Origin of the sequence: Candidatus Sororendozoicomonas aggregata (assembly GCF_031528575.1) — a bacterium.
GTDB lineage: Bacteria > Pseudomonadota > Gammaproteobacteria > Pseudomonadales > Endozoicomonadaceae > Endonucleibacter > Endonucleibacter aggregata.
Genome location: NZ_JAVLSP010000134.1, coordinates 1 through 6,599, shown reverse-complemented (window position 1 = coordinate 6,599; position 6,599 = coordinate 1). Strand labels below are relative to the sequence as shown.

Annotated in this window: 6 protein-coding genes; all 6 read left to right on the top strand. The window is 38.5% G+C overall.

All coding sequences use genetic code 11. The features are described from left to right. The first annotated feature begins 811 nt into the window (after positions 1 to 811). Positions 812 to 1,858 carry a polysialyltransferase family glycosyltransferase gene (locus V4C51_RS16590; protein WP_330927293.1) on the top strand — a complete coding sequence of 349 codons (1,047 nt, stop codon included), beginning with the start codon at positions 812 to 814 and terminating at the stop codon, positions 1,856 to 1,858. Next, entirely contained in the window at positions 1,855 to 2,739 is an 885-nt protein-coding gene (locus V4C51_RS16585) for a polysaccharide deacetylase family protein (RefSeq protein ID WP_330927292.1), read from the top strand. Before V4C51_RS16590 ends, V4C51_RS16585 begins: the two co-directional genes overlap by 4 nt. A 44-nt stretch (positions 2,740 to 2,783) precedes the next feature. Beyond that, the gene (locus tag V4C51_RS16580; protein WP_330927291.1) at positions 2,784 to 3,383 is read left to right on the top strand and encodes a class I SAM-dependent methyltransferase; all 600 of its coding nucleotides are present in this window, start codon (positions 2,784 to 2,786) and stop codon (positions 3,381 to 3,383) included. A gap of 12 nt (positions 3,384 to 3,395) precedes the next feature. After that, positions 3,396 to 4,442 (top strand): N-acetylneuraminate synthase family protein, encoded by a 1,047-nt coding sequence (locus V4C51_RS16575; RefSeq protein WP_330927290.1) that lies wholly within the window; start codon positions 3,396 to 3,398, stop codon positions 4,440 to 4,442. Between the two features lie 14 nt (positions 4,443 to 4,456). Then, entirely contained in the window at positions 4,457 to 5,590 is a 1,134-nt protein-coding gene (gene neuC / locus V4C51_RS16570) for a UDP-N-acetylglucosamine 2-epimerase (RefSeq protein WP_330927289.1), read from the top strand. Positions 5,591 to 5,784: 194 nt separating this feature from the next. Beyond that, complete coding sequence (locus V4C51_RS16565; protein WP_330927288.1) at positions 5,785 to 6,489, top strand: acylneuraminate cytidylyltransferase family protein; 705 nt, start codon at positions 5,785 to 5,787, stop codon at positions 6,487 to 6,489. The last annotated feature ends 110 nt before the right edge of the window (positions 6,490 to 6,599 follow it).

The window sequence follows — 6,599 nt, the reverse complement described above, 5'->3', positions numbered from 1 at the left end:
AACACGTGGTTTTTTTATATAAGTATATGACCAAATGAAAACATATATTTTCTTGCTGGCAGGCCTTGCAAGGCCTGTAGACCAACTTGAAAAGCAAATGGTCATGTACTTAAAAATTAATATAAGATAATCAAAATGAACGCCTTCAACTTGATCGAACATCAAGCAACTATCCATCATCAGTGGTTCTCGACAAAGCTGGAAAGCGGAACATAAATTGTTAGATATTCTTCTGCTGACCATCGTCATCCGGACAAAGTGGTGACGTTACCGCTGGCGATGGATTCCTGCCTTCGCAGGAATGACAGAAAAGGGCAGGAATGACAGAAAAGGCTCAGTCAGGTGTATTTAACCTTTTTGCAACACCCTCTATAATTGCGGGAATGTAAGTGAGGCTTGCTTTGCAAGCCCCTTGTTGTATTCTTTTCTTGCTGGGCGTTTCCAGCGATTACGGACAGGAAAAGCAAAATACCTCCGCTTTCTGCCCGTGTTTTTTTTAACAATCCGAAAGGTAGAGCAGATTGTCGAATAAGGCGAGTTCCGTTGCTGGTAATGGAATCCCTGTTGTTCAGAGGGTGTCGCGAAACTTTTAATTTTCTCCGTCGTCATCCCGTACAGGGATTGTATGGGATCTATGCCACAAGGACGTGAATCACTAAACCCGCATGATGCGTGCGGTTAGAGTGCCTTGCATAGAGTGTGGTTCCTGTACATTCTCTGTACAGGATGACAGTGCGGGGTGTATTTCAGAGTTTCGCGACAGCCTCTTCACGGTGGGGAGGGTGTCAAATTGGGATGATAGTTATTATATATGTCGATTAAAACAGACCAGCCAGATGCGTTGAATGTTTACTTGGTAAACTCTGGCTTTCAAACAGTTGCATCAGTCACCCTGGCGAACAAGAGAAAAAATAATATTTTCATATGTTTTGAACAATTTTTATTAAATTCTGTGCAATCTATTAATAGTGATTGGGCAGCGCGCACTATCAAGTTTGAAAAGAAAAAAGGGTTGCTGGGTAGAAGAAGAGGGGTGGTATCTTATTTAATGAGGATTTTTGCTCTATTGAGCACCTTCCCCCAAAAGAAAGTTAATTTTTATATGATCACTATAGTGGGATCTGAATATAATTATATTATTGACCGAGCTGTAAGTCAGTATGGCGCGGAAAATGTGACGTTCAATATTATTCCTGACGGCTCATCAAATATAGCGATCGAATATTTCTCATCAGAGCGAAAAAAAGCACGTGTTCAAAAACGTAGGGTATCCTGGTTAGACCGTGCTTATAATTTACGATATACGCCTTATTCAGGTGACAAGCGTGGCATTCTATCTGATATCGTCAATAAAATCTACACGATACCAGGACTTTCCCATGAATACCCCCCTGCGAAGTGTGAGGCTTTGCCTGTACCAAGAGACACGTTAAAGGTTGGAAATGGAAAAAAGAAAGCCTTAATTCTTGGTCAAACGCTCTGCAATGATCAACTTATGAGTTCTTTAGAAGAGCTGGAGGTGAAGAAAAAGATTATAAATTTTTTATCTTGTGAAAATGTCGAAAGTATATATTATCTTCCACATACTGTTGCAAAAATTTATAAAATACCCTATGAATTGATGATTGATGGTGCGCAATTAGTCAACTCAGATAAGCCATTTGAACTATATATGCTCGATGAACAATTTGATTACATTATTTCAGTGTATAGTACAGCACTTATAACGGCAAAACTGTTTTTTGGGCATCGTACCAGAGTGGTTTCAATAGGTTCTGGTTTGGTTTCAGCTTCTACAACAGATTTTTTTACAAATTTTTCTCTTTATAATGAAATTGGCATAGAGGTTATTCAATGAAAAAGGTAGTCTTTGCTTATCACTCTATAGACAGTTCTCAACATCCTGCTGTAAATGGGAGTTTTCCTATTTCAATGGATAGATTCAAAAAGCAGATAAGCAGTATAATTGACAAAGGGTGGGTTGCAGGAAAAACCAGTGAGATACATAACGAAAATAAGTATAATACCTTTTACGTCACGGGTGATGATGGCACAGTTGATTGGCTAAATAATGTATTACCGTGGTGTGAGAAAAATAATATACCCACTCATACAGCACTAATTACTGGACCTTGGCAAGAAAAACCTGTTTATCCTATGACTCATTTTGTTCAATTACTTTTGGTGATGAGGAGCACAGAAGCGCTTGAAATGCTTTCGAGAAAAATAAAAAGCTATATTAAAGAAGAGCATATTAATTATATTGATAAAATGTACGGTCATGAGACCCTTGAATATCGTCGGATAATAAAAGGCGCAATAAATCTGATTATCCAGCCAGAGGAGGCGATCAAGTTAATTGGTGAGCCAACGTTAGATGAAGAAAAAGCACTTCATGGCAGGTTTGGTTTTCCTGAACACTATTTACAGTATAAAAACGCAGAATTTGGAACGCATACTGTTTCTCACTTTGGTGTTGATGTTAATATTGAAAAATATATCAAAGAAGAAGTCGTGCCTAATAGAAAACATATTATTGATGCTGGGCTTCCATGCACAACTATTTTTACTCTACCCATGAAACCAAGGCATGGCGTAACAAATAATGATTTGGAGCCATTTCTCAAGGAAAATGGGTTTACTGGCATGTATACAGATGAAGGGATTTGGGATAAAAAAAGTTTTGTGATTCAAAGAATTGATGCAAAAAATATAGAATTGTTTATTGAAAATCTGTGATTTATAATACCCGCCCTTATTGCTTGAATCCAGCATGACTCATTATGAATATACCTTATAAATGGCGTGAAATGCGTTTCCCAGATAGCAACCTGGTAAGCCTGTTATATAAAATAGAGCCCAGATCAGGCTATGCGGTTGATATAGGTTGCGGCTCCGGGAGGCATGTAAAGCTTTTAAATGATATTGGTTTTAATGCTATAGGGGTAGAAAATGATGAAAAGCAATTATCCTTGTGTTACGAAAACAAAATTGACGTGATTAACGCTGCCTTAGAGGATGTAACGCTACAGGAAAAACCAGTACTTATTGTGGCATGGGGGGTTTCCCTGCTGGGTAATGTGACAGATTTTGCTCAAAATATAGGTAGGTTTGACGCAACCTGGCTGGTTATAGATTGGCGCAATCAAGAAAACTCTTTTTATTCCGCGAAAGATACGATTCACCACAAAAATGGCCTGATAACCATTGGGGCTTCAGGTAACCACCTTGCTGGACTTAACTACCGTATCCATAAGAAAAACGAATGTCATATTCAAGGCTATGATCGTATTTTTATACAGAAAGTAACTATTGACCGACAAGAAAATGGATTGCAGCAGGTTGCAAGCTGGTATCAGACCATACACAAGCTAACTAGTTAACAGGAGTTTCATATGTCATATTTTTATATAAATGATAGAAAGATAAGCTCAGATACTCCACCGCTGGTAATTGCTGAAATAGGTATCAATCATGGGGGGTCGTTAAAAACAGCATTTGAAATGGTTGATGCGGCAGCTTCAGCGGGTGCGGAAATTATCAAGCATCAAACTCATGTAATAGAAGATGAAATGAGTGCTTCTGCTAAAAAAGTGATACCAGGAAATGCGGATATATCTATCTATGAAATTATGGAACGTTGTGCTCTGAACGAAGAAGATGAGATAAAACTTCAAAAATACACTGAAAGCAAAGGGTTACTGTTTATCAGCACGCCCTTTTCACGGGCTGGCGCGAACAGACTCCATAGAATGGGTATTCCTGCTTATAAGATAGGGTCAGGGGAATGCAATAACTACCCGTTGATTGAACATATTATTGGTTTTGGCAAACCCATCATTCTAAGTACTGGAATGAATTCTATTGGCAGTATAAAAAAAGCGGTCAATATTATTGAAAATGCTTCAATACCCTATGCGCTTTTACACTGCACCAACGTTTATCCCACACCACCTGAACTTATCAGGTTGGGAGCAATAACTGAAATGCGGAAAGCCTTTCCTAAGGCTGTTTTAGGCTTATCTGATCACTCAACATCTAATCATGCTTGTTTTGGGGCTGTCGCATTAGGGGCCTGTATTTTAGAGCGTCATTTTACCGATAGTATGAACCGGTTAGGACCTGATATTGAGTGCTCTATGGATTCGCAAGCATTAAGGGAACTTATTGAGGGCGCCTCTATCATTCAACGTGCCAGGGGGGGAAGGAAAGAACCCTTAAGGGAAGAAAAACCAACCATTGACTTTGCGTTTGCAACCGTTGTAGCGACTAAAACTATTGAGGAAGGTGAGATGTTGACCGAAGAAAATACTTGGGTCAAGAGGCCGGGAACAGGTGAAATTCCTGCTGAACAATTCAAGGATGTACTAGGAACAACGGCGAAATATAAAATTTTTCAGGACCAGCATATTAGCTATAATGATCTAGTCCAAAAACGTTGATTATCAGTTTATTAATGAAAAAGTTACTCTTTCTTACGGGTACCCGGGCTGATTTCGGGAAGCTAAAGCCTTTAATGAAAGCTGTGGAGCTTTCAAGTGACTTTGAGTGTCATATCTTTGTGACCGGTATGCACACTCTTAATTTGTATGGTTATACGGCAAAAGAAGTTTTTAAAGAAAATTTCCATAACGTCCATACCTTCATGAATCAGCATTTAGGCGACCCAATGGAAATGATTTTAGCGAGCACGATCCAGGGATTATCTCGCTATATCCATGAGTGTCAACCTCATATGCTGGTGATACATGGTGACAGGGTAGAAGCCCTGGCAGGCGCTATTGTTGGAGCCCTGACAAATACATTGGTATGCCATATAGAGGGAGGTGAGCGTTCAGGAACGATTGATGAGTCTATCAGACACTCAGTTTCTAAATTGTCTCACTTGCACATGGTGGCTAATCAGGAAGCTGCTGAGCGCCTTATACAAATGGGGGAAAGGAATTGTAATATATTTATTATTGGTTCACCTGATATTGATATCATGGCCTCTAGCAACCTTCCTTCTCTTGATCAAGCTAAAAAGCGATATGACATAGACTATAGTGAATATGGTATTGTTCTCTATCATTCGGTGACGACAGATGTAGAAAATATTGCTCAGTATAGTCGCCAGCTTATACAGGCTCTTGTGGAAAGTAATAAGGACTATATTATCATTTATCCGAATAATGATAAGGGTTCTTCGGATATTATAAAATCCTATGAATCTATCAAGAGCAATAAGAAGTTTAAGGTATTTCCATCTATTCGCTTTGAGTTCTTTCTCACCCTCTTAAAAAACGCCTCATTTATCATAGGCAATTCAAGTGCAGGTATCAGGGAGGCACCCTACTATGGTGTACCTACAATAAATATTGGTAACAGGCAGCAAGGCCGGGCAGTAATAAAAAGTATTTTTAAATCAAGCAATGATAAAGATGTTATCTTAGATAAAATTTATTCGGCTGTTTCTATTGGTAAACTGCCGTGCAATAATTATTTTGGGGAAGGAAATAGTACGGATAAATTTATTTCTGTAATAAAACAGAGTAATTTATGGAAGACAAAAAAACAGAAGCTTTTTAATGATATTCCTCTAGGAGCCTGACCGAGAATAGACTACCCTACTGCGGTTGCGATAAATTGGTCTAAAAATTCCTGCTTCTCCATCAAATAGCCCCGCTATTCTCCTCAGAAACAGAAATTTTATCCTCAATTTCTCACAATCCTCGCTAAGGGCGCTATTCTCGGTCAGGCTCCTGGCATGTTGTGGTAATGCAATCAATTCTAGTATGAGAGATTATGAAAAATACCTATGTTGCAATTATAACGGCAAGGGGAGGCTCTACAGGTCTTCCTCAAAAAAATATATTACCTCTGGCAGGAAAACCACTTATTGCTCACACTATAGAAGCTGCTATAAATAGTGGCTGCTTTAAAAAAGTAATTGTTACGACAGATTGTATACAAATAAACAAGATAAGTAAGAGATTCGGTGCCTTTGTTATTAAGCGGCCTGTAGAGCTGGCTACAGATAATGCTAAAAGCTGTGATGTTGTTGAGCATGTAATACAGACACTTATCAATGAAGCATGTCGTTTTACACATTTTGTTTTACTTCAGCCAACTTCTCCCCTTAGGGGTGAGGAGCATATAAAAAATGCGGTAATAAAATATCAGAAAAAAGGAAGTGAAACACTCGTTAGCATTACAAAAAATAATCGGCCCTACCAAAAAGGACTTAAACTTAAAAATGGATACTTGCAACCCATAACACAATGGCTAGATTTTTCAAAACCAAGACAGAGCTTAGAAGAGAGCTTTTATGTAAATGGTGCTATTTATATAGCCAATTCATCTTTATTTCTTGAAAGCAAGGATTTTTATCAAGGTCAAACAGAGTTTTATATTATGCCAGAAAAAGACAGTATTGATATTGATTCTGAATATGACTTTATGCTTGCAGAATTCTTGTTTTCTCGTATGAATAGTAAGAAGCAGTCTTAACAGTCATGCTCCTACTGCGGCTACGATAAATGGGTCTAAAAAGCCGCTTTTGTTCGTCAAATAGTCCCGCTATTCTCCTCACAAAAGCGACTTTTTATCCGCCATTTCTC

Coding starts and splice junctions, on each gene's coding strand:
- V4C51_RS16590 (WP_330927293.1), top strand. CDS start 812: ATGTCGATTAAAACAGACCAGCCAGATGCGTTGAATGTTTACTTGGTA.
- V4C51_RS16585 (WP_330927292.1), top strand. CDS start 1,855: ATGAAAAAGGTAGTCTTTGCTTATCACTCTATAGACAGTTCTCAACAT.
- V4C51_RS16580 (WP_330927291.1), top strand. CDS start 2,784: ATGAATATACCTTATAAATGGCGTGAAATGCGTTTCCCAGATAGCAAC.
- V4C51_RS16575 (WP_330927290.1), top strand. CDS start 3,396: ATGTCATATTTTTATATAAATGATAGAAAGATAAGCTCAGATACTCCA.
- neuC (WP_330927289.1), top strand. CDS start 4,457: ATGAAAAAGTTACTCTTTCTTACGGGTACCCGGGCTGATTTCGGGAAG.
- V4C51_RS16565 (WP_330927288.1), top strand. CDS start 5,785: ATGAAAAATACCTATGTTGCAATTATAACGGCAAGGGGAGGCTCTACA.